A 19,507-nucleotide genomic window follows, 5' to 3' on the forward strand; every position below is an offset into this window, starting at 1 on the left:
TCTTCCGGCGCACCGTCGATCTGGTCATACGCCCGGAAGTCACCGAAATACTTCGTGATCGCAGCCGTCAGCGTCGTCTTGCCGTGGTCGACGTGGCCAATGGTGCCGATGTTGCAGTGCGGCTTGCCGCGTTCGAACTTTTCCTTTGCCATGCGTCTGGCTCCCTCTCATTGCGGGCGGCGGGGCCGGGCCCCGCCCTACGGGTGTTGGGTGGTAGGGCGGGGCTCACCCCGCCGTCCCGATCAGGCGTACTGCTTCTGGATCTCGTCCGAGATGTTCTGCGGAACCGGATCGTAGTGGTCGAACTGCATCGTGAACTGCGCGCGGCCCGAGGACATCGAGCGCAGGTTGTTGATGTAGCCGAACATGTTGGCGAGCGGCACCATCGCGTGGATCGCCACGGCGTTGCCGCGCGGGTCCTGCCCGGTCACCTGACCGCGACGCGAAGTCAGGTCGCCGATGATCGAACCGGTGTACTCGTCCGGGGTCACGACCTCGACCTTCATCATCGGCTCGAGCAGCTGGGCGCCGGCCTTGCGAAGACCTTCGCGCATGCCCATCCGCGATGCGATCTCGAACGCGAGGACCGAGGAGTCGACGTCGTGGTACTTGCCGTCCACCAGCGCGACCTTGAAGTCGATCACCGGGAAACCGGCCAGCGGGCCGCTGTCCATCACGGACTTGATGCCCTTCTCGACGCCGGGGATGTATTCCTTCGGCACCGAACCACCGACGATGCGGCTCTCGAACGAGTAACCCTCGCCCGGCTCGGTCGGGCTGATCTCCAGCTTGACCTCGGCGAACTGACCCGAACCACCCGACTGCTTCTTGTGGGTGTAGGTGTGCTCGATCTTCTGGCGGATGGTCTCGCGATACGCGACCTGCGGCGCACCGATGTTCGCCTCGACCTTGAACTCCCGCTTGAGGCGGTCGACGAGGATGTCGAGGTGGAGTTCGCCCATGCCCTTCATGATGGTCTGACCGGACTCGAGGTCGGTCTCCACCTTGAAGGAGGGGTCTTCCGCCGCGAGGCGCTGAAGGCCTGCCGACATCTTCTCCTGGTCCGCCTTCGTCTTCGGCTCCACGGCGATCTCGATCACCGGGTCCGGGAAGGTCATCGTCTCGAGCACGACCTGCTTGTTCGGGTCGCAGAGCGTGTCACCGGTGGTGGTGTCCTTCAGACCCGCCAGAGCGATGATGTCGCCGGAACCGGCCCAATCGATCTCCTCGCGGGAGTTCGAGTGCATCATCATCATCCGGCCGATACGCTCCTTGCGGCCCTTGGTCGAGTTCATCACCGACCCGCCCTTCTCGAGCAGGCCCGAGTAGATGCGGCAGAAGGTCAGCGAGCCGACGAACGGGTCGTTCATGATCTTGAACGCAAGGCCCGAGAACGGCTGCTCGTCGCCGGGGCGACGCTCGATGTTCCGGGTCTCGGTCTCGTCGTCCGGTGCGAAGCCCATGTAGGGCGGCACGTCGAGCGGACCGGGCAGGTAGTCGATGACCGCGTTCAGGAGGGGCTGCACGCCCTTGTTCTTGAACGCCGAGCCCGCGAGGATCGGCACGAAGGACAGCGACAGCGTACCCTTGCGGATCAGCTCGCGCAGCTTCGGCAGATCGGGCTCTTCGCCTTCGAGATACGCTTCCATCGCGTCGTCGTCCTGCTCGACAGCAAGCTCGACGAGGTTGGCGCGGTACTCTTCGGCCTGGTCCTTCAGCTCGTCACGGATGTCCTGGATGACCCAGCTCGCGCCGAGGTCCTCGCCTTTCCACACCCACTCTTTCATGGTGAGCAGGTCGACGATGCCCTCGAGCTTGTCCTCGGCACCGATCGGCAGCTGGATCGGGGCGGGAGTCGCGCCGGTGCGGTCCTTGATCATCTTCACGCAGTTGAAGAAGTCGGCGCCGATCTTGTCCATCTTGTTGACGAACACGATGCGCGGGACGTGGTAGCGGTCGGCCTGGCGCCAGACGGTCTCGGTCTGCGGCTCGACACCGGCGTTGGCGTCGAGAACGCAGATCGCGCCGTCGAGCACGGCGAGCGAACGCTCGACCTCGATGGTGAAGTCCACGTGGCCGGGAGTGTCGATGATGTTGAAGCGGAACTTGGCTTCTTGCGGCGTGTCACCGTAGATGCCGGTCGGGTTCTCGCCGTCCTCGGTGCGGAACCAGAACGTGGTGGTCGCCGCCGAAGTGATGGTGATCCCGCGTTCCTGCTCCTGCTCCATCCAGTCCATGGTCGCGGCGCCGTCGTGGACTTCGCCGATCTTGTGCGACTTGCCGGTGTAGAACAGGACGCGCTCGGTGCAGGTGGTCTTGCCCGCATCGATGTGCGCCATGATCCCGAAGTTGCGGTAGCGGTCGAGCGAATATTCGCGTGCCATTGGGGTCGGTCCTCAGGCTAGAGATGGGTTACCAGCGGTAGTGGCTGAACGCCTTGTTGGCGTCGGCCATCTTGTGCGTGTCCTCGCGCTTCTTCACGGCCGTGCCGCGCGAGTTCACCGCGTCCAGAAGCTCACCCGCGAGGCGCTCTTCCATCGTGTTCTCGTTGCGCTTGCGCGACGCGTCGATCAGCCAGCGGATCGCCAGCGCCTCGCGGCGCTCGGGGCGGACCTCGACGGGCACCTGGTAGGTGGCACCGCCGACGCGGCGCGAGCGGACCTCGACCGATGGCTTGATGTTGTCGAGCGCCTCATGGAAAATTTCCACCGGCGCGCGCTTCACCTTGCTCTCGACGCGGTCGAGCGCGTTGTAGACGATCCCCTCGGCGGTCGACTTCTTGCCGTCCACCATGAGGTTGTTCATGAACTTCGTCAGAACCCGATCGCCGTACTTGGCGTCGGGGAGAATTTCGCGCTTCTCAGCGGAGTGACGACGGGACATCTGGTTATCCTCTTACTTCGGACGCTTGGCGCCGTATTTCGAGCGACGCTGGCGGCGATCCTTGACGCCCTGCGTATCGAGCACACCGCGCAGGATGTGGTAGCGGACGCCCGGAAGGTCCTTCACGCGGCCACCGCGGATGAGCACGACCGAGTGCTCCTGCAGGTTGTGGGATTCGCCCGGAATGTAGCTGATCACCTCGTAGCCGTTGGTCAGACGCACCTTCGCGACCTTCCGCATTGCCGAGTTCGGCTTCTTCGGGGTGGTCGTGTAAACGCGCGTGCAGACGCCACGCTTCTGCGGGCACTGCTCGAGATGCATGGATTTCGAGCGCTTGACTTTGGGCTGCCGCGGCTTGCGGATCAGCTGCTGGATCGTTGGCATTCCGGTTCTATCCCGTCTTGTCTCTCACATCGGTGATGCAACGGGGCACGCGCCCCCTCGCGAATGATCTCACGTCGCCGGCGCGGCCCGCATCCTCCGCCCCCTGCCACGCATCGCGAGACACCACGGGGACGCAAAAAACCGCATACGCTCCCGAACACGGGGGCGACGCGGGGGTATCAGAGGATCGGGGCGTTCGGTAACCCGGATCGTGACCGCTTCGGTTCTGCTGTTTCGGAAACCGGGCGCGGGACGGACCTGCTCCCGGGTTCCAAGATGACGGCGCGTATATGGGGTTGCGATTTCATTGTCAACAGCGCCCCCACGCGGGAAAACGGCGGAAAAGCGCAAGCCCTGGCAGGAGGGCGAGAGGCCCATTTCCGGTCGGCCGCTTGCCTGCCCGATCCGGCACCGCCAGGGTCCTGCCGGATCGTCCGCGGAAGGAGTACGACATGCAGGTAATCGGGCTCTGCCGATTCTCCTATCCCGCCGAGGGCGGCTTTCAGGTGGAACACGACGACACCGCCACGCGAGCCGCCTATCTCTATGCACCTGAGCGGCTGGACGAAAGGTTCCGCCACTTCGAGACGATCTGCCTGCCGGGCCTTGCCGCGCAAACCGATCCTGACTTCATCTTCGTGGTCCTCGTGGGCGAGGATCTGCCCGAGGTCGCGCGTGCCCGTCTTGATGCGCTTCTGTCGGGCCTTCCTCAGGCGCGGGTGGTCGCACGCGCGCCCGGACCTCACCGAAAGGTCTGTCAGGAGGTGCTGAACGCCGCGCGCGACGACATCGGAGCCCCCTGCCTGCAGTTCCGGCACGACGACGACGACGCCGTGGCGGTGGACTTCGTCGAGACGCTGCGTCGCACCGCACAGGACGCCGCGCCGATCGTCGATGCGCACCGACTTGTCGGCCTCGACTGGGGGCGGGGATTCGTCGCGCGCCCCGACGCGCGTGGCCTCGCCGCCGAGGAGGTGGTGCATCCCTACTGGGGTGTCGCGCAGGCGGTGGCGGTGCGCGGTGGCGTGCGGCAGTCGATCATGAATTTCGGGCACCAGAAACTGAACCGGTTCATGCCCACGCTGACCTTCTGCGACCGGCCGATGTACGTGCGGGGGCACAACGACCACAACGATTCGCGGCAGGCAAAGCACGTGACTCCGGTCTCCCTGCCCCGGCTGGATGCCGCGGGCGAGGCTATCTTTGCCGAGCGGTTCGCCATCGACGCAGACCGCGTGCGCAGCGTCTTCGCCGGAACCTAACGCACCGGGGATCGCGTGGGCGACACCGGCGGCCGCCGGTCGCGCCACAAGGTGACGAGACCTCCGACCGCGATCAGCGCTGCCCCGATCAGCGTCGAGGCCACGGGCCAGTCGCCGAACACCGCCCAGCCCAGCATCAGCGCCCAGACGAGGCCGGTATAGCGGAACGGAGCGACCGCGCTCACGTCGCCCACGCGCATGACCAGAACCGACAGAAGGTAGGCAAGGCTCACCAGCACCGCCGCGCCCAGGACCAGCGGTCCGTTCTGTCCCGTCACCGGCGCCCAGCCTCCGGTGATTGCGGTCCAGATTACGGCGAACACGGTGACCGTAACGCTGGCGGCCAGCGTGACGAGGATCGACGGCACGTTTCGCGAGAGGCCCCGGACGGTCAGGTCGCGCGCGGTCACGAAGCCCACGGCGACGAGGGCGTAGAGCGACCAGGCGTCGAAGCTGTCCATCCCCGGCTTCACGATCAGTAGCATCCCGAAGAACCCGAGACCCACCGCGGACCAGCGCCGCCATCCCACGCGCTCGCCCAGAAAGAGCACCCCCACCAACGTGAGGGTCAGCGGCAGCGTCTGCAGTAGCGCCGTCACGTTCGCGAGCGGCATGTTCATCAGTGCAGTGAGAAAGAAAAAGGCCGCGCCGAGCTCGCACAGGCTGCGGAGGACGATCAGTCCGACGTCGCGGCGCGAGACCCGCGTGCGGAAAGCCCCGAAGGCCCAGCCGAGGGCCGCAATGGCGCAGGAAGCGACGAGCCCCCGGATCGCAAGGATCTGCATGAGCGGCAGCGACGCCCCCGCGGCCTTGACCAGCGTGTCGTTGAGGGTGAAGGCCGCCATGGAGGCCATCATCAGAAGCGCGCCACGCGCATTGTCGCCAAGTCGTGCCATGCCCCGCGCTATCGCCCGGCGGCTCGCCGGCGGCAAGCGCGATCGGCTGGGCGCGGCGTCCGGGTCGGACGCGCGCCGCTCGGCACTCGCACGATTGGCGGGGGTTCAGAAGGAGTCGTGCTCGCGGTTGTGATGCCCGCACCCCGAGCAGATCGGGCTCTCGGGGATTTCTCGGAAGCCCGCGCAACCACTCTTGGCGCAACCGCCCCGGCGGGGGTTCACCATTTGCCAGGCTGCGTGCGGCGCCGCGCCCGGCACCGGAAGCCGCGTGTCGCGCGGCGGGACGTATGTATAAGCGGTTGCGGGCATGACCTCCTCCTGATCAGAGCGCACCGGAAACCAGACGCTAGCAGTGTTTCACGCCCTTGCAAGTCCCGAGCAGGCCTTTTCGCGGGCCGGTCGCTCTGACATACTCCGGCGCCATAACCCGTAAATAATCCGACAAGAGCAGCACCCCATGGCCGAAGACCTTCTCTCGGGCGCAGAGCCCGGCGACTACGATGCGTCCTCCATCGAGGTGCTCGAGGGGCTCGAGCCCGTCCGCAAGCGCCCGGGCATGTATATCGGCGGCACCGACGAACGGGCGCTGCACCACATGGTGGCCGAGATCCTCGACAACTCGATGGACGAGGCCGTTGCCGGGCACGCCAATCGCATCGAGGTTACGCTGAACGCCGACTACTCGGTTTCGATCAGCGATAACGGCCGCGGCATCCCCACCGATCCGCACCCCAAGTTTCCCGGCAAGTCGGCGCTCGAGGTGATCCTGTGCACGCTGCACGCGGGCGGCAAGTTCTCGGGCAAGGCCTACGAAACCTCGGGCGGCCTGCACGGCGTGGGTGCGTCGGTCGTGAACGCGCTGTCGGACAGCCTCGTCGTGCAGGTCGCGCGCAATCGCGAGCTGGTCGAGCAGCGCTTCTCGCGGGGCAAGCCGCTCGGGCCGGTCGAGAAGGTCGGCCAGGCACCGAACCGGCGCGGCACCACCGTGACCTTCCACGCGGACGAGGAAATCTTCGGCCACCACCGGTTCCGCCCCGCGCGGCTGTTCAAGATGGTTCGGTCCAAGGCCTACCTGTTCTCGGGCGTCGAGATCCGCTGGAAAACCGCGATCGACGACGGCGAGACCGAGCGCGAGGCGACCTTCCACTTCCCCGGCGGTCTTGCGGACTACCTCCAGGAAGTGTTGGGCGGTGCGACGACCTACGCGGCACAGCCTTTCGCCGGCCGCGTCGACTTCCGCGAGAAGTTCGATGCACCGGGCAAGGTCGAATGGGCGATCAACTGGACACCCTCGCGCGACGGCTTCCTGCAGTCCTACTGCAACACGGTGCCCACCCCCGAGGGCGGCACCCACGAGGCGGGCTTCTGGTCGGCGATCCTCAAGGGGATCCGCGCCTACGGCGAGTTGGTGAACAACAAGAAGGCCGCGCAGATCACCCGCGACGACCTGATCACGGGCGGCTGCGCGCTGGTCTCGTGCTTCATCCGCGAACCCGAGTTCGTGGGCCAGACCAAGGACCGGCTGGCCACCACCGAGGCCGCCAAGCTGGTCGAGGGTGCGGTACGCGACCACTTCGACAACTGGCTGGCATCGGACACCAAGTCCGCCGGCGCGATCCTCGACTTCCTCGTGCTGCGCGCCGAGGAACGCCTCCGCCGCCGGCAGGAGAAGGAGACCGCGCGAAAGTCGGCCACGAAGAAACTTCGCCTCCCCGGCAAGTTGACCGACTGCACGAACAAGAACCGCGAAGGCACCGAGATCTTCATCGTCGAGGGCGACTCGGCGGGCGGCTCGGCCAAGGGCGCGCGGTTCCGCGAATCGCAGGCCCTGCTGCCGCTCAAGGGCAAGATTCTCAACGTCATGGGCGCCGCGTCCAACAAGCTGACCACCAATGCCGAGATCCGCGATCTCTGCGAGGCGCTCGGCGTGGGACTCGGCAGCAAGTTCAATATCGACGACCTGCGTTACGAGAAGATCATCATCATGTGCGACGCCGACGTGGACGGCGCACACATCGCCTCCCTGCTGATGACATTCTTCTACGCCCAGATGCGCCCGCTGATCGACAACGGGCACCTCTACCTCGCCTGCCCGCCGCTCTACCGACTGACGCAGGGCGCCAAGCGGATGTACGTCGCCTCGGATGCGGAGAAGGACGAGTGGATGCAGAAGGGTCTTGGCGGCAAGGGCAAGATCGACGTGCAGCGCTTCAAGGGCCTGGGCGAGATGGACGCCAAGGACCTCAAGGAAACGACGATGGACCCCGCGACCCGGACGTTGATCCGCGTCACCATCGACGAGGAGGCCGCGGGTGAGACCGGTGACCTGGTGGAGCGTCTGATGGGCAAGAAACCGGAATTGCGATTCCAGTACATCCAGGAGAATGCGCGTTTCGTTGAAGAACTGGACGTCTGAACCGTTCGTGTAATTACGCAGCGGCATCCCGCCGCAGGGGGCCCGATAGGGTCGTTACCGGTTGCAGGCGTTCGCTTACTGCGGAAGACTGACACAACCGAGAGCCGAATTCCGACACGGCTCAGGATGCGAGGAGGACCCACATGACCCGAACCGTGCTGCGTAAGGTTCAACTGGCCTGCTTCGGCCTGGTTCACGTGCCCCTGATCGCGATCGCCGCCTTCGCCCTGCCCAAGGCGCAGTACGACCTTGTCATCGTTGCCTTCGTGGCCACGCTGGGAACGGCGCTGATGGTGTGGGGGGTGCTGGAACGGTCGCTGTCATCGACGCAAAGGACGTCCGAGGTCTGAAACCGTACGGCCGTCAGAGCAGAAGCGCGAGAAGCACTCCGATCGCGGCGACCTTGGCCCCGACTACGAGGACAAGGATCCCACGATGCTCGGGCGCTAGCAGGTCCTGCCAAAGGGTCCGCTCTTCGATGCCGAAGAGGCGCTCTTCGAGGCCGGCCTTCACCCGCGGGGATGGGGCGACGGACGGCACTCGTCCGATCAAAGCCAGCAAATGGCGCTGCCAGAACGCATGTTCCGCGGCGAGGTCAGCGTCCGTGACGATACGGCGCGCGACTCGGTCGCGCTCCTCCCGATCGAGAAGCCCGAGTGCGTACTCACCCGCGAGCAGCGACATGTCGTCGGCGACGGCCACGTGTGGTCTCCAATCCGGCCGGTTTCATTCTGAAGCTGGCCCTAAAGCATCAATCTGCGCCTTCAAGCGCAAACTTTCAATGCTCGAGCCCGCAGACCCTTGCGCGCACTCGCTTGCGGCGCTTCCTTCCACGCCATGATCCCTGCCCGCCTTCGTCTCTGTCTGACCCTGTTCGCCATGCTCTTCGCGGCCTCGTGCGGCCGTCCCCTCACTGAAAACGAGGCGCGCTTCGCCGACGCCTTGCAGGGCGACGAGGTCAATCCGGCCCGCGTGCGCTTCCACGACGGCCATTTCGCCGGCTCGATCACCTATTCGCGACCGAAGCGGCCGCGCCTGACCTGCCAGGAGAGGATCTGGCCCCCTGCGACCGACGACGAGATCACCGTGTCGCCGGGCGCTACCACGTTCTTCAACCGCGTCCTGTATCGAGAGGATCTCTACCGGGACGACTTCCTCGAAGGTTTCCCCGATCAGGTCGACCTCGTGTCGGTCATGCTCTTCGCGCACGAGATGACGCATGTCTGGCAATGGCAGAACCGAAAGCGGACGCGCTATCACCCGCTTCGCGCGGCACTCGAACACACGCGGAGCGCAGACCCCTACCTCTTTGAGCCCGACGAGGGCACAGCGGATTTTCTGGCCCATGGCTACGAGCAGCAAGGGGCAATCGTCGAGGAGTTCGTGTGCTGTCGTCTTCTCGACCCCGAGGCGCCGCGGACCGACCGGCTGCGTCGCATGATATCTGCCGAGATGAACATCTCTCGGCTCGACGACGCACTGACAGGGGTGGATGTGGCGATCCCGTGGGCGGACGCGAAGGTCGAGGGAATCTGCCGGGAGTGACGCGGGCCGGAATGGCCCGCGCCAGAAATCAGGTTCATGCCGACCGGGTGTGAGGGTCGTTCGGGTCCGTGTGCTGATCGTCCTTCTGGTTCGCCAGCCACTTGTCGACCTCGTGCGAGGCCTCTTCCTTCGTCTTGCCGTACTTGGCCTGGATCTTGCCCTCGAGTTGCTCGCGGTTGCCCTTGACCTCCTGGACATCGTTGTCCGTGAGATCACCCCACTGCTCGCGGATGGAGCCGGTGAAGCGTTTCCAGTTTCCTTCGACTTGATCCCAGTTCATGGCACATGCCTCCTTGCATTGCGGTTCGGTGGAGAACGCGCAGCTGGTCGCTTTGGTTGCCCGTGGCACGGGAATCGTGATCAACCGAAACGCGGGCCCTTGCTCAGCTGGAGTAACGCCGCCGCCATCCGAGCCATGACCGCTTCGGTCGCGGCTCACCCTGCTGGAAAGCCGCGCCCTCCGCCGTCCCGCGCAGGGTTTCGGCGGTCAGTTCCGACGGCCAGCTGCCGCCCAGAACGGCCACGCCAAGTGCCACGTCGCCGACGATCCGGTCGAGCTCCGCGTGCTCTTCGGGGCTGAAGGCGATCGTCTGCCGCGCCACAGCGGCAAGAAACGCGGCACGGTAGACCGAGCGCTCTCCCCCGGCGGGGTGAAGGTTCGGGCGCAGGATGGGCAGCGCGGGGATGCGGTAGTTGCGCTCGATCGCCACGGGTGCCCAGCCGGCGCACGCAGCGGCATCCAGACCGGCCACGGTTCCGGACAACGGCGCCGTCGCGTTATGCTCGGCGATCGAGGACAGGAGGCCCGGATAGTCCCGCCGGAGCGCCTCGAGCACCGCGCCGGCCCGGTGCCCGCCGCCGGGCAACGCGCTCTGCGGCTCACCCGCGGCCAGAAGCGAGATTTGCCCTGCGAGCAGCCCCGGTCGGTTCGGCCGCGGCCGGTCCGGGCGCCGCGCCGGCATTTCCTCGGCCACCCGCGCCAGGCCAGACAGCGCGCCTCGGGGCGTCCGCCCGCCGCGGGGTCGCGCGCCGCGCGCGCAGGCGGCAAGGGCCAGAACCAGGATCGGACGCGCCGGGCCCTCGTCGTGGATCATTCGCGCCAGCGCCAGCGGATCGCGCGGCGGTTGTCCGCTTTCGTGGTCGGTGAGCGCGAGAGCGGCGCCGTGGCGGTCCCGCAAGTAGCGCACCCAGGCCGACAGCGGCGCGGTATCACCCGGTCGGCGCAAATCGCCGCGATTGGCCACCGGGCGGTACGGCGCCGCCCAGGACCAGATATTCGCCAGTTGGTGCACTCGTCCACCGGAGGCTGCGCCGTGCAGTACGCCGAGGCCCGGGGCGTCGTCCTCGTCCCCGGACGGCCGGGCCCCGAACGGCACGGTGCGTACCAGCGCCAGGGCATAGAGCTGCGCGAGTTCGGCGGCCGTTTTGCGCACGATCGCGGTCTCGCCGGTCTCGTCCCCCGCCACGATGGGAGCGTCGACGAGGCCAAGCGGGGCTGCAGTGGCTCTGCGGGAGCGGGAAGCGTTTTCGGTCATGGCGCTCATGGTCTGGAGGCAGTCGGGAACCCGCATGGCGCGGGTCGGCGTCAGACGGCACAATGGCCAGAACGCGTGATTTGCCCGTGAATCCAACACTGTTCCGTACCGTCACATCCTGCAATTCGAGTGCGTGACCGGCTTTGACCAAGCACATCACCCTTTAGGGTATATACCGCCAGAAAAATAACATCCTGAAGTTGCGACGCGATTTGCCGCGAGGTGGTGAACGATTCGTTTCCCGTCACGTCCGCTGTCGTTCTGCAGAACCGCGCGTTGGCCAGGACCTACGCCGCGTTCACGCGGGTTTCACATTCCCTCACGCCCGATCGCACGCTATCGTGATGCGAACCCCAACCGAAAGGGCGCGCCGTGAGCCTTCCTGCACCGGATCCAGCCTCCGTCCGCGTGAACGTGATCGGACCGTTCAGCGTGACCGCTGCCGACGGAACCGACCTCACGCCGCTCGGCGCGAAGCCGCAGGCGCTGATCGCCATGCTCGCGCTCAGCCCAGGGATGCGCAGACCGCGGCGCTGGCTCGAGGACAAGCTCTGGAGCACGTCGCCGGAGAAGCAGGCCGGGGCGAGCCTGCGGCAGGCCCTCGTCAAGATCCGTGGCGCATTTGGTGACTGGTCCGATGCGCTCGAGGCCGAGCGAACCGCGATCGGTCTCGACCCGACCCGTGTGCAGGTGATCTTGCGGCAGAACGACTACGAGATGCCGCGCGAACTGCTCGAGGGCCTCGATGCCCGCGATCCCGAGTTCGACGAATGGCTCCGAGACGAGCGCACCCGGCACGAGAACCGCCACGGCAATGCCGCGCTGCATCGTCCGGCCGGCCTCACGCTGATGTGCCGTACGCAGGTCCGCACCGAGGCGATGCCGTCGCTCGTGGGCGAGGTTCTGGCGGACCGCATCGGTGACGCGATCTCGGAGCAGGTGCGCGCATGGCGCCATGCCGGCACCACCGACGGCATCGGCGCCGAGATCGTCGGCGACCTCGATATCTCGTGCGACATGATCGAGACCGCGGAGGGCGGACGGGTCTATGTCCGCATCCTGCACCCGGCCACGCGGCGCATTCTCTACTCTCGGCTGATCGAGGTCGATGACGTCCAGGAAATCCTCGGCGCCTCGGCGCGCGTCTCGGCGATCGTTTTCGAAGCTGCCGACTGGGCGCTGACCGCACTGCCCGCGACGCTCGACCGCGCCCGGCCCAAGGCACAGGCGACCGACCTGCAGCGGCGCGCGCTTACGCGGATGTTCAGCTTCCAGCCCGGCGCGCTGCGCGAGGCCGACGCGCTGCTCGCGCAGGCCCACGAGATCGAGGGCAACGGCATCTACACCGCGTGGCGCAGCCTTGCGCGGACGATCCAGCTGATCGAGCTTCTGGAGCCCGACCGCGAGGCGCTGATCGACGAGATCCAGGAATTGAACTACTCCGCCCTGTCGGAGGCCCCCAACAACGCGCTCGTGCTGGCGCTGCTGAGCCAGGTGCGGATCATGGCCCTCGGCGATGCCGCGGGTGGCGTCGACCTTGCCGAGCGTTCGGTGGAGCGCAACGCGTCCTCGGGCTTCGGGTGGCTGTCCCTGTCCGTTTCTCGGATGCTGGCGGGAGAACCGTCGCAGGCCATGGCGCTGTCCCTGAGGGCGCGCGAGATCGCGCGATATTCGCCCTTCCGCCACTGGTGGGACCTCTACCACTGCATCACCTGCGTGGCGAACGACCACTCCGAACTGGCCATCGAGGCGGCCGAGGCGGCGGTGCGGCAGGCTCCGTTCTTCCGCCCGGCCTATCGGCATCTCGTGGCGCTTTACGCGCAGCAGGGACGGTTCGACCGGGCGATCAAGATCGCCGAGCGGCTGGAGAGGATCGAGCCTGGTTTCACCCTCGACAGGCTGGTGAACGACGATACCTACCCGGTCCGCACGCTGCGGACGAAGGGGTTGCTCGACCCGGTGCGAGCGATGCTCTGAGCCTCTCGTCCCGGAGCGCCCGGGACGCTGGTTTCAGCCGTCCTCGTCGAGCGAGCCGTGGATCGCGACCTGCGTGAGATCGGCGTCGGGGGCATGGATCGTGCGGAAGCTTTCGCGGACGCCACTGCCGGTCAGCTCGCGCGATACCGTGAGGAGCGTGTTGGGATCGTGATCCTCGCAAAGCTCGACCATGTCGTCGATCTCGGTCTTCGCCACGGGACGGGCGGCGTCCACGGACGGGGCGCCATAGACATCGACGAAGTGTTGCGCGAGCCGGTCTATGGCGGCCTCGCGCTCTGCCGGCTGACAGACCGTGACGGCCACGAAGGTCACGCGACCGAAGGTCTCGGTGCCGAGCCAGCCGTTCGAGAACGCCTGCCGCGCCTTTCCGACGAGATCACCCTCGGTCCAGTCCGAGAACTCGAAACCGCCGGCGATGCACCATTCGCCGGTGCGCGCCGCGTTCGAAAACACGCGCCGGTCGCTTTCGTCGAAATGGATCGCGCGGGCGAGCTTCACGATGTCGGCGCCTCGAGTTGCGCGACGAGCGGCACCGCGCGGGTGCCCTCGGGCGTCTTCACGAGCAGGTTCATGTCTTCGTCGAGACCGAGTGCCGTGCCCTCTACCCCGCCGATGTTAACCGGATCGCCGATGCCATGAGCAAGGTTGGTCCATTCCCGATGCAGTTCGGCCGCGCCGTCCTCTTCCCAGCGGTGGATCCAGTTGAGCGCGTGGCGCGCCCAGGCCTCCACGAGGTCAAGCGGGGCCACGTCGCCGCAACCCTCGGCGTCGAGGGCGGTGATATCGGGCGTCTTCCCCCCGTCCACACCCTCGGGCGACGTCGCCCGCACGGTTAACGACAGCACCAGCCAGTCCGGCGCCGCGTCGCCCTCGGACGATGGCGCCACGGCACGCACGCGGCCACACTCCGCCCCGTTCACCATGATGCGGCCGTCCCAGGCGAGATGAACCGCGACCTCGGACGGCCCCAGCGCGCCCAGCGCATTCTGGAAGGCGACGCCCGCGAGCGGGATCATCTGCGCCGCGCTCCGGCGCGAGACCTCGGGCACGAGGACCAGCGCCACGTCCACGTCCGCCGCCACGGCGTCATAGAGCAGGAGCCCCGCCTCGGCGCCGCGCGCGGCGGCCGACACGGCCTCCTCGAGCGGCGATCCGGCCGCGGCGTGGCCGTCGAGCAGCGGCGGGAAGGAAAGCGTCTCTGCCGTGCTCATGCCTGCCCCGCGTCGACAAGGGTGCGGGCAAGCGCACGGAACGCCCCGGCCTGCGGGCTGTCGGGCTTCGACACCACGATCGGCGCCCCGCCGTCGGAGGCGGTGCGGATGTCAAGGTGCAGCGGAATCTCCGCCAGCAGAGGCACGCCCAGCTTCTCGGCCTCGGCCGCGACGCCACCGTGGCCGAAGATGTGTTCCTCGTGGCCACAGTTCGAGCAGATGTGCGTGGACATGTTCTCGATCAGGCCGTGGATCGGCACCTCCATGCGCGCGAACATGTCGATGCCCTTGCGCGCGTCCAGAAGCGCCACGTCCTGCGGCGTCGAGACCACGACCGCGCCATCCACCTTGAACTTCTGCGACAGCGTCATCTGAACGTCGCCGGTGCCCGGCGGCAGGTCCACGATCAGCACGTCGAGCGCGCCCCACTGAACCTGGTTCATCATCTGCTGCAGCGCACCCATCAGCATCGGCCCGCGCCAGACAGTGGCCTGACCCTCGTTGGTCATCAGGCCGATCGACATCATGGTGACGCCGTAGTTCCGCAGCGGCAGGATGGTCTTGCCGTCGGGGCTGGCGGGCCGGCCGGACACGCCCAGCATCCGCGGCTGCGACGGCCCGTAGACATCGGCGTCAAGCAGGCCCACGCGGCGCCCTTCGGCGGCCAGCGCGCAGGCAAGGTTCGCGGAGACGGTGGACTTGCCCACGCCGCCCTTGCCCGAGGCCACCGCGATGATGCGATCGACGCCCGGCACGGCCTGCGGCCCCTGCGGTTTCGGTTTGGTCGCTGCCTTGAGGTCCGGCGGCGGCTTCGGCGCCGAGTGACCGGTCATCACGACCGACACCTTGCCGGCCCCGTCGAGTCCGGCCACCGCCGCCTCTGCGGCGTCGCGAACGGGCTGGTAGGCTTCGGCCTTGTTCGGATCGACCTCGAGGACGAAGCGGGTGTCGCCCGTTGCCTCGTCCACGTTCAATGCGCGCACGCGTCCCGCAGCGACGATGTCGCCGTCGCTCACGGGGTCGGAAATTTCTTTCAGAGCGGTCAGGACCGCGTCACGGGAAAGCGCCACGATTACCCCTTGATGGTGCCGGTGACGACGTGCTCGACATCGAGCCCGTCTACGGTGATGACGGCGCGGGCCTCGTAGGTGCGGCCCTCGGGACCGCCGGCGTCGCGCACCGCCTCTTCGATGGCCTGTTGCGAGGTCACGCCGACCTGCTTCAGGAATTTCCGCATGGACATGTTGAAATCGTCGCTCATGACACCCCTCCTTCGGGCTGCTCGCAAGGCGTGGCCGGGTGTAGTGGAGGCCCCGGGACCATGCAAGCCGGGAGGGGATGCGCCCGGCGCTTGATCCCGGCGCCGTGATTGACGATATATCACCCGTCCAAGATACCGGAGACGATCCATGCGCGCACGTATCTACCAGCCCGCCAAGACGGCCATGTCCTCGGGATGGGCCCGGACCCGGCACTGGGTGCTGGAGTTCATGCCCGAAAATGCCCGCCGCATCGACCCCCTGATGGGGTGGACGTCGTCGGACGACACTCAGGCGCAGGTGAAGATCCGCTTCGAGACCCGGGAGGAAGCAGAGGAATACGCCCGCGACCACGGCATCGACGCGGACGTCTTCGAGCCGAAGCAGCGCAAGCCTAACGTCCGCCCTCGGGGATACGCCGAGAACTTCGCCCACGATCGCCGGAACGCGTGGACGCATTGATCGTCGTCAACTGTCGGCGGCCAAGGTGCGAGGCGTCCCGCTAGGGGCGCCTTTTGCTTTCTAGAGGTCTCTCTTTGGCTTTGCCCCCGCGGCTGATCGATCACCTGTGGTGCTGCCGGAAAGCAAACCAGCCGAAGCCCGCGGCGTTCACCCCATTCCCTCGCCCGCCCCGGCCGGGCCCGGAAGGGCCTTTCTGCAAGTGCGCCGATCGGCTGCAAAATCCGCAGATTGACGCGGATCCCTGCCACCGCATCGCATGACCTTGCCGCCACGCGAAAACGTGCTTCCGCGCCTTCTCACCGGCACTCGGTTTCCGTAGTGTCCGCGGCAACGAGGAGGATACAGCGATGAGCGACAAGACACCCGGCTTCGACACCCTGGCCGTCCATGCCGGCACCGAGCCGGACCCGGCCACCGGCGCGCGGCAGATACCGATCTACCAGAGCACATCCTACGTGTTCCGCGACGCGGATCACGCCGCCCGGCTCTTCAACCTCGAGGAGGTCGGATTCATCTACTCGCGGCTGACGAACCCGACCGTGAACGCCCTTGCGAACCGGGTCGCGGCGCTCGAGGGCGCGGCGGGCGGCATCGCCTGTTCGTCGGGACACGCGGCGCAGATCATGGCGCTGTTCCCGCTGATGGGACCGGGCTGCAACGTGGTCTCGTCCTCGCGGCTGTACGGCGGCACGATCACCCAGTTCAGCCACACGATCCGCCGCTTCGGCTGGTCGGCCACCTTCGTGGACACCGACGATCTCGATGCGGTCGAGGCCGCCATCGACGAGAACACCCGTGCGATCTTTTGCGAGACCATCGCCAACCCGGGCGGCTACGTCACCGACCTCGACGCGATGGCGAAGATCGCCGACAAGGCAGGGCTGCCGCTGATAGTGGACAACACCACCGCGACGCCGTGGCTTTGCCGCCCGATCGACCACGGCGCGACGCTGGTCGTGCATTCGGCGACGAAGTACCTCACCGGCAACGGGACGGTCACAGGCGGTGTCGTCGTCGATTCGGGCAAGTTCGACTGGAGCGCCAGCGACAAGTTCCCGTCCCTCTCGCAGCCCGAGCCGGCCTATCACGGCCTGACCTTCGCGGCGCTCGGTGAGATGGCGTTCACCTTCCACGCCACGGCGGTGGGCCTGCGCGACCTCGGCATGACGCTGAACCCGCAGGCGGCCCATTACAGCCTGATGGGCATCGAGACGCTCGGCCTGCGCATGGAGCGGCATGTCGCCAACGCTCGCGCCGTCGCCGAGTGGCTCGAAAAGCGGTCCGGGATCGAGGCGGTGACCTATGCCGGCCTCGAATCCTCGCCCTATTACGAACGGTCCAAGGCGATCGTGCCGAAGGGCGCGGGCGCGCTCTTCACCGTAGCCCTCGAGGGCGGATACGACGCCTGCGTGAAACTCGTGGACAGCCTTAAACTCTTCAGCCACGTGGCCAATCTGGGCGACACGCGCAGCCTCATCATCCACCCCGCCTCGACCACGCACCGCCAGCTCGAGGCGGAGCAGCAAATGCGCGCCGGGGCCGCGCCGAACGTGGTGCGGCTCTCCATCGGCATCGAGGACGTGGACGACATCATCGCCGATCTCGACCAGGGCCTTTCGGCCGCGGGCGCCTGAGACAGCAAAGGCGGAGGTTCGGCTATTCCATGCAGCCGGACCTCCCTCGCCCAGTTGTGCGCCGGGAGACAGCCCTTCCCGCGCCCGGCACGTGGCTCCGATACCTCCGATGTTGCGCCAGTCTCTCCGGCACCGTATCGCATCGCCCAACGCGCCCCGTTGCGCGGTCCGATCAGCGATCCGGTGACATGAGCACCCCCACCTTCCTCCGTACGCCGGCCGCAGAACCCACGGCCACGCTTCTCCTCGCACATGGCTCGGGTGCGCCCATGGACACGCCCTTCATGACCGAGGTGGCCGAGGGTCTGGCCACACGCGGCGTCTCCGTCCTGCGCTTTGAATTCGACTACATGGCCGACCGCCGCACCGGGGGCGCCAAGCGTCCTCCACCCGACATGGCTATCCTGGAAGAGGAGTTTCGCACGGCCCTCGCCGAGGTCGACGTGGACGGCCCCCTGCTCATCGGCGGCAAGAGCATGGGCGGTCGCGTCGCCACCCTGATTGCCGACGAAGCCTTCGAGTCGAGCCGCATCGCCGGTGTGCTTTGTCTAGGCTACCCGTTTCACCCACCCGGCAAGCCGGACAATCTGCGGACCGCGCACCTGGTCGGGCTCCGGACCCCGGCGCTGATCTGTCAGGGGACGCGCGATCCCTTCGGCACGCCCCGGGACGTGGCCGGCTACGGGCTGTCCGACGCGATCCGGCTGCACTGGCTGGAGGACGGCGATCACGACCTCGCCCCGCGCGTCACGGTCACGGGGCTGCGGCAGTCCGATCACCTGACCGAGGTCTGCGGCGTGGTGGCGCAATGGTGCGCGGAAATGGTGAAGGCCAAGACCGTCTGAGCGGGCTGCCTTACGTTTTGGCCGAAGGTCACGACACGGCAATGCGCGGGCACATCCTGCGCGACGGGCTGCACGTCGGTCGGTCCGCGCGCCAGTCCCCGGTTGCGCGCGCGCCCCGGATTCGCGAAAGGTCAGCCCGAACCGGCGCGCCGAATGCGCTCGACCGACCCGACGCCAAACGCGCGAGGCTCCCCATGACCATCACCCACCTCGTCACCCATTCCGGTGGCTTCCACGCCGACGAACTCCTGTCGTCGGTGATCCTCACCCGGCTCTACCCAGAGGCCGAACTTGTCCGTTCGCGCGCGAAGGAGTGGATCACGCCCGGCGCGGGGAAGATCATCTACGACGTGGGACGGGACTACGACGCCGAGGCCGGCATCTTCGATCACCACCAGTCGCCGGTGCCGCTGCGCGAGGACGGCCACCCCTACAGCTCGTTCGGGCTGATCTGGGCCCGGTTCGGCCACGATTACCTGCGCGCGCTCTCGGTGCCCGAGGCGCATGTGGACGATATCCACCGCAGCTTCGACGCGAGCTTCGTTCTGCCGGTGGACCTCGTGGACAACGGGGCAGTCGAGCCCTCGGCCGCCGGACCGCTGTCGGGCCTTACCCTGCCGGCGCTTCTGGAAAGCCTGAAGCCCCCCTTTGACGCCCGCGAGGCCGGCGCTGACGACGCCGCTTTCGGCGAGGCCATGGCGGTAGCGCGGACCTTCGTGGAGGCCTCGATCCGCGTCAAGGCGGCAAAGCGCCGGGCGGAGGCGATGGTGACCGACGCCATCGCGGCCGCAGGTGAAGGCCGGGTGCTGGAGCTTCCGCAGGGCATGCCGTTCCGTTCGGCGGTCGAGAAGGCGGGCGCGGACCACCTGCTTTTCGTGGTCAACCCGCGTGACGGAGACTGGGCCTTGACCACGATCCGCAAAGGCGGCGACACCTTCGAGAACCGCGCGGACCTGCCGGAGCCGTGGGCCGGCCTGACCGATGCCGCGCTCGAAGAGGCTTCGGGCGTGACTGGCGCCAAGTTCTGCCACAACGCCCGTTTCATCGCCGTTGCGGCGACCCGCGACGCGGCTCTGGAGATGGCCAACAAGGCCGTCGCCGCGGCGGAACGCGACGAGGCGGCGACGGCTGCCGGGTAAGGTGGGTTGCGGGCCTGTCCGTGTGCCACTCGGCGGTA

At 67.2% G+C, this 19,507-nt stretch carries 21 protein-coding genes; 9 read left to right on the forward strand and 12 right to left on the reverse strand.

Annotation, left to right across the window (positions count from 1 at the left end; all coding sequences use genetic code 11):
• The 4 genes from BMX29_RS16240 to rpsL all read right to left on the reverse strand — a co-directional run.
• The coding region (locus BMX29_RS16240; protein ID WP_244889267.1) for a GTP-binding protein at positions 1–152 on the reverse strand (152 nt) is incomplete at its 3' end.
• A 90-nt stretch (positions 153–242) separates the two neighbouring features.
• Positions 243–2,384, reverse strand: coding sequence for an elongation factor G (fusA, locus tag BMX29_RS16245; protein ID WP_092814915.1), 2,142 nt, complete (start codon positions 2,382–2,384; stop codon positions 243–245).
• 28 nt (positions 2,385–2,412) lie between these two features.
• Positions 2,413–2,883, reverse strand: coding sequence for a 30S ribosomal protein S7 (gene rpsG, locus BMX29_RS16250; protein WP_043846675.1), 471 nt, complete (start codon positions 2,881–2,883; stop codon positions 2,413–2,415).
• Between the two features lie 12 nt (positions 2,884–2,895).
• Positions 2,896–3,267, reverse strand: coding sequence for a 30S ribosomal protein S12 (gene rpsL / locus BMX29_RS16255; protein WP_043846677.1), 372 nt, complete (start codon positions 3,265–3,267; stop codon positions 2,896–2,898).
• 452 nt (positions 3,268–3,719) lie between these two features.
• Here rpsL and BMX29_RS16260 point away from each other — a divergent pair, with 452 nt between their 5' ends.
• Entirely contained in the window at positions 3,720–4,529 is an 810-nt protein-coding gene (locus tag BMX29_RS16260; protein ID WP_092814918.1) for a glycosyltransferase, read from the forward strand.
• Here the strand turns inward: BMX29_RS16260 and BMX29_RS16265 are convergent.
• A complete protein-coding gene (locus BMX29_RS16265) occupies positions 4,526–5,425 on the reverse strand; it encodes a DMT family transporter (RefSeq protein WP_092814921.1) in 900 nt (299 codons plus the stop codon). The two genes, BMX29_RS16260 and BMX29_RS16265, sit on opposite strands and share 4 nt — an antisense overlap.
• 457 nt (positions 5,426–5,882) lie before the next feature.
• Here BMX29_RS16265 and parE point away from each other — a divergent pair, with 457 nt between their 5' ends.
• Positions 5,883–7,841, forward strand: coding sequence for a DNA topoisomerase IV subunit B (gene parE, locus BMX29_RS16270; RefSeq protein ID WP_092814923.1), 1,959 nt, complete (start codon positions 5,883–5,885; stop codon positions 7,839–7,841).
• Between the two features lie 143 nt (positions 7,842–7,984).
• Positions 7,985–8,191 (forward strand): hypothetical protein, encoded by a 207-nt coding sequence (locus tag BMX29_RS16275; RefSeq protein ID WP_043846682.1) that lies wholly within the window; start codon positions 7,985–7,987, stop codon positions 8,189–8,191.
• A 13-nt stretch (positions 8,192–8,204) separates the two neighbouring features.
• On the opposite strand, the gene BMX29_RS16280 is transcribed toward BMX29_RS16275, so the two are convergent.
• A complete protein-coding gene (locus tag BMX29_RS16280) occupies positions 8,205–8,543 on the reverse strand; it encodes a hypothetical protein (RefSeq protein ID WP_092814926.1) in 339 nt (112 codons plus the stop codon).
• A 135-nt stretch (positions 8,544–8,678) separates the two neighbouring features.
• Here BMX29_RS16280 and BMX29_RS16285 point away from each other — a divergent pair, with 135 nt between their 5' ends.
• The gene (locus BMX29_RS16285; RefSeq protein ID WP_043846683.1) at positions 8,679–9,386 is read left to right on the forward strand and encodes a hypothetical protein; all 708 of its coding nucleotides are present in this window, start codon (positions 8,679–8,681) and stop codon (positions 9,384–9,386) included.
• 34 nt (positions 9,387–9,420) lie between these two features.
• On the opposite strand, the gene BMX29_RS16290 is transcribed toward BMX29_RS16285, so the two are convergent.
• Together BMX29_RS16290 and BMX29_RS16295 are read right to left on the reverse strand one after the other, a co-directional pair.
• Positions 9,421–9,666 carry a CsbD family protein gene (locus tag BMX29_RS16290; RefSeq protein WP_092814928.1) on the reverse strand — a complete coding sequence of 82 codons (246 nt, stop codon included), beginning with the start codon at positions 9,664–9,666 and terminating at the stop codon, positions 9,421–9,423.
• A gap of 103 nt (positions 9,667–9,769) precedes the next feature.
• On the reverse strand, positions 9,770–10,957 hold the full coding sequence (locus BMX29_RS16295) for a hypothetical protein (protein WP_092814930.1): 1,188 nt from the start codon (positions 10,955–10,957) through the stop codon (positions 9,770–9,772).
• Between the two features lie 336 nt (positions 10,958–11,293).
• On the opposite strand from BMX29_RS16295, the gene BMX29_RS16300 reads away from it, so the two are divergent.
• Positions 11,294–12,898 carry an AfsR/SARP family transcriptional regulator gene (locus BMX29_RS16300; RefSeq protein WP_092814933.1) on the forward strand — a complete coding sequence of 535 codons (1,605 nt, stop codon included), beginning with the start codon at positions 11,294–11,296 and terminating at the stop codon, positions 12,896–12,898.
• A 33-nt stretch (positions 12,899–12,931) separates the two neighbouring features.
• Here BMX29_RS16300 and BMX29_RS16305 read toward each other — a convergent pair whose 3' ends face one another.
• From BMX29_RS16305 to BMX29_RS16320, 4 genes are read right to left on the reverse strand one after another with little or no spacing between them, the layout of a single operon-like run.
• On the reverse strand, positions 12,932–13,417 hold the full coding sequence (locus tag BMX29_RS16305; RefSeq protein ID WP_043846688.1) for a DUF6505 family protein: 486 nt from the start codon (positions 13,415–13,417) through the stop codon (positions 12,932–12,934).
• The gene (locus BMX29_RS16310; protein WP_092814936.1) at positions 13,414–14,130 is read right to left on the reverse strand and encodes a biotin/lipoate--protein ligase family protein; all 717 of its coding nucleotides are present in this window, start codon (positions 14,128–14,130) and stop codon (positions 13,414–13,416) included. Before BMX29_RS16310 ends, BMX29_RS16305 begins: the two co-directional genes overlap by 4 nt.
• Positions 14,127–15,200 carry an Mrp/NBP35 family ATP-binding protein gene (locus BMX29_RS16315; RefSeq protein ID WP_092814939.1) on the reverse strand — a complete coding sequence of 358 codons (1,074 nt, stop codon included), beginning with the start codon at positions 15,198–15,200 and terminating at the stop codon, positions 14,127–14,129. Before BMX29_RS16315 ends, BMX29_RS16310 begins: the two co-directional genes overlap by 4 nt.
• A gap of 2 nt (positions 15,201–15,202) precedes the next feature.
• Positions 15,203–15,391 (reverse strand): DUF6494 family protein, encoded by a 189-nt coding sequence (locus BMX29_RS16320; protein WP_043846694.1) that lies wholly within the window; start codon positions 15,389–15,391, stop codon positions 15,203–15,205.
• Positions 15,392–15,539: 148 nt separating this feature from the next.
• Here BMX29_RS16320 and BMX29_RS16325 point away from each other — a divergent pair, with 148 nt between their 5' ends.
• From BMX29_RS16325 to BMX29_RS16340, 4 genes are all read left to right on the forward strand, one after another.
• Positions 15,540–15,851 (forward strand): ETC complex I subunit, encoded by a 312-nt coding sequence (locus BMX29_RS16325; RefSeq protein ID WP_043846695.1) that lies wholly within the window; start codon positions 15,540–15,542, stop codon positions 15,849–15,851.
• A 347-nt stretch (positions 15,852–16,198) separates the two neighbouring features.
• Positions 16,199–17,485, forward strand: a complete 1,287-nt coding sequence (locus BMX29_RS16330) for an O-acetylhomoserine aminocarboxypropyltransferase/cysteine synthase family protein (protein ID WP_092814942.1) — start codon at positions 16,199–16,201, stop codon at positions 17,483–17,485.
• A gap of 188 nt (positions 17,486–17,673) precedes the next feature.
• Positions 17,674–18,330, forward strand: coding sequence for an alpha/beta family hydrolase (locus BMX29_RS16335; protein WP_092814945.1), 657 nt, complete (start codon positions 17,674–17,676; stop codon positions 18,328–18,330).
• Between the two features lie 194 nt (positions 18,331–18,524).
• A complete protein-coding gene (locus tag BMX29_RS16340; RefSeq protein ID WP_092814948.1) occupies positions 18,525–19,469 on the forward strand; it encodes an MYG1 family protein in 945 nt (314 codons plus the stop codon).
• Positions 19,470–19,507 lie beyond the last annotated feature (38 nt).

The organism is Roseivivax marinus (assembly GCF_900109705.1).
GTDB classification, from domain to species: domain Bacteria; phylum Pseudomonadota; class Alphaproteobacteria; order Rhodobacterales; family Rhodobacteraceae; genus Roseivivax; species Roseivivax marinus.

Excerpts from the sequence above, each read along its gene's own strand:
- fusA (WP_092814915.1), bottom strand. The coding sequence starts at position 2,384 with ATGGCACGCGAATATTCGCTCGACCGCTACCGCAACTTCGGGATCATG.
- rpsG (WP_043846675.1), bottom strand. The coding sequence starts at position 2,883 with ATGTCCCGTCGTCACTCCGCTGAGAAGCGCGAAATTCTCCCCGACGCC.
- rpsL (WP_043846677.1), bottom strand. The coding sequence starts at position 3,267 with ATGCCAACGATCCAGCAGCTGATCCGCAAGCCGCGGCAGCCCAAAGTC.
- BMX29_RS16260 (WP_092814918.1), top strand. The coding sequence starts at position 3,720 with ATGCAGGTAATCGGGCTCTGCCGATTCTCCTATCCCGCCGAGGGCGGC.
- BMX29_RS16265 (WP_092814921.1), bottom strand. The coding sequence starts at position 5,425 with ATGGCACGACTTGGCGACAATGCGCGTGGCGCGCTTCTGATGATGGCC.
- parE (WP_092814923.1), top strand. The coding sequence starts at position 5,883 with ATGGCCGAAGACCTTCTCTCGGGCGCAGAGCCCGGCGACTACGATGCG.
- BMX29_RS16275 (WP_043846682.1), top strand. The coding sequence starts at position 7,985 with ATGACCCGAACCGTGCTGCGTAAGGTTCAACTGGCCTGCTTCGGCCTG.
- BMX29_RS16285 (WP_043846683.1), top strand. The coding sequence starts at position 8,679 with ATGATCCCTGCCCGCCTTCGTCTCTGTCTGACCCTGTTCGCCATGCTC.
- BMX29_RS16290 (WP_092814928.1), bottom strand. The coding sequence starts at position 9,666 with ATGAACTGGGATCAAGTCGAAGGAAACTGGAAACGCTTCACCGGCTCC.
- BMX29_RS16295 (WP_092814930.1), bottom strand. The coding sequence starts at position 10,957 with ATGCGGGTTCCCGACTGCCTCCAGACCATGAGCGCCATGACCGAAAAC.
- BMX29_RS16310 (WP_092814936.1), bottom strand. The coding sequence starts at position 14,130 with ATGAGCACGGCAGAGACGCTTTCCTTCCCGCCGCTGCTCGACGGCCAC.
- BMX29_RS16320 (WP_043846694.1), bottom strand. The coding sequence starts at position 15,391 with ATGAGCGACGATTTCAACATGTCCATGCGGAAATTCCTGAAGCAGGTC.
- BMX29_RS16325 (WP_043846695.1), top strand. The coding sequence starts at position 15,540 with ATGCGCGCACGTATCTACCAGCCCGCCAAGACGGCCATGTCCTCGGGA.
- BMX29_RS16330 (WP_092814942.1), top strand. The coding sequence starts at position 16,199 with ATGAGCGACAAGACACCCGGCTTCGACACCCTGGCCGTCCATGCCGGC.
- BMX29_RS16335 (WP_092814945.1), top strand. The coding sequence starts at position 17,674 with ATGAGCACCCCCACCTTCCTCCGTACGCCGGCCGCAGAACCCACGGCC.
- BMX29_RS16340 (WP_092814948.1), top strand. The coding sequence starts at position 18,525 with ATGACCATCACCCACCTCGTCACCCATTCCGGTGGCTTCCACGCCGAC.